The sequence below is a fragment of the Rhodococcus sp. (in: high G+C Gram-positive bacteria) genome (assembly GCF_049286785.1).
In the GTDB taxonomy this organism is placed as follows: Bacteria; Actinomycetota; Actinomycetes; order Mycobacteriales; family Mycobacteriaceae; genus Rhodococcus_F.
In genome coordinates this window covers 1-1,519 of sequence record NZ_JBAQEO010000799.1, presented here as the reverse complement: position 1 = coordinate 1,519, position 1,519 = coordinate 1, and the positions used below count along the sequence as shown (strand labels likewise).

The 1,519-nt window shown below is 66.8% G+C and carries 2 protein-coding genes; one reads left to right on the top strand and one right to left on the bottom strand.

The annotated features are described in order from the left end of the window. Positions 1-221 precede the first annotated feature (221 nt). A complete protein-coding gene (locus tag WAW17_RS28850) occupies positions 222-902 on the bottom strand; it encodes a hypothetical protein (RefSeq protein WP_422336277.1) in 681 nt (226 codons plus the stop codon). Between the two features lie 395 nt (positions 903-1,297). Here WAW17_RS28850 and WAW17_RS28845 point away from each other — a divergent pair. Next, a partial coding sequence (locus WAW17_RS28845) for a nitroreductase/quinone reductase family protein (protein WP_422336276.1) occupies positions 1,298-1,519 on the top strand: 222 nt, incomplete at its 3' end.

Here is a 1,519-nt window from a genome sequence, read left to right as displayed (position 1 = left end):
CTCAGCGGGTACGACCAGTGCAGGCCGATTGACGATCCGCTTACGGGACGGGCCCGACTGCTGCCGGCCGTTCGTTGGGTGCCGATCTCGTCCCGGTGAAGGTTCGACTTACGGACATCGACGGGGTGAGGTCGACGTCGATTGGGACGGGAGAAACCGCGCACGCTCCGCGGCATGTTCGTGCGTCTCTCCGAACCAGGGGGACGCGTTCGGACCGGAGGCTAACCAGTCCTTCCGCGGGCCGCTCGTTCGACATTTCGCTTGAGTACGGCCAACATCCGTGCCTGCATGATCCAGACAACCGGCGGAAAGAGCCAGTAGAAGACGAAACGTCCAAGCCATCGAGGGCGGAAGACTTGATAACCGCCGATCACCAGACGTGTGCGCCCGCCAGGCAACTCATTCAACAGGAAGCCCCATAGTCCTTCCGTGTAGGCCGACGGCCGTGGCTGCTTGGGATCAAGACTGCGGCCTCGAAGATCGCTCAACCCGCGCAGTCCCAGGAACCGATTCGGTTCAAGCGCTGCAACCTCCCAAGCGTCCACCGGGCCGTGGCGGCGTGTCCAGTACTTCACGTAGTCGCCAAGGGCGATGTCCTGCCACTCGGGGTGGACTCTTTGGGCACTTGGGCGACCGGCGTTGTCCAGGTGATCCCAGGAGTACCATCCCCCACGATCCCCGCCCAGCTGTACGAGCCACGGCCAGACCTGATCCGGCGGGGCGTCGATCGTGACGGCCATCGCCCCGCCTCTTTCACCGTCGGGAACCAGGTCGGCACCGGGATACGGCCCCGCGACTTCCTCATCCGTCGCGCCCCAGCGCACGAGCCGAGGGCGTACCCAGGCTCCGTAGACGACAGCCGCCGTCCCGGCGACACCGACGATCTTGCGTCCGAATGTCATACGACAAGCATCGGAGGCTCTGCACCGCCTCGCAAGGGACCAACGTAACGGGCGCTGTGCGCCCTCGGCGGCCCGGCCGCAGCCCGACAGGAGTGGACACAAGCAGTAGATCAGTGCTGCTGGGACCAGCGGGTTGCGGACATCGGCATGTCCGTGCGTGCGCAGCATTCCCCGACGCCGGCGGTAACGGTGTCCGGCCAGGGACCTCTACTGGGACGTGCTCCGAGCCCGACTCTCGAGACGTCAGCGAGACGGGGCCCGCCACGACTCAGGTATTGCGGCGCGATCCACGGCGCAGCAGAGTGGGAGGGGCGTGGCCGCTCGATACGGACATGAAGAGCGGCGGTCTCTCGCCCGGGCTCCTCCGGTCCGAGGCCGAAAGATGGGTGAGCACGATGGTGAGTGAGCACACGAAGGCCCGGATCCAGCACGATCTCGACGCCCGGTTCGGCCGGTTCGGGGTGTGGCTCTATCGCGCGACGAGGGGCCACATCGTGCGGCCCTGGGGTCGACGAGTCCTGGTGCTGACGACCCGGGGCCGGCGCACCGGGCTCGCTCGGTCCGTCCTGCTCCAATACTTCCCCGACGGCCCGGACCTCATCGTCGTGGCCGCCAAC

Excerpts from the sequence above, each read along its gene's own strand:
- WAW17_RS28850 (WP_422336277.1), bottom strand. The coding sequence starts at position 902 with ATGACATTCGGACGCAAGATCGTCGGTGTCGCCGGGACGGCGGCTGTC.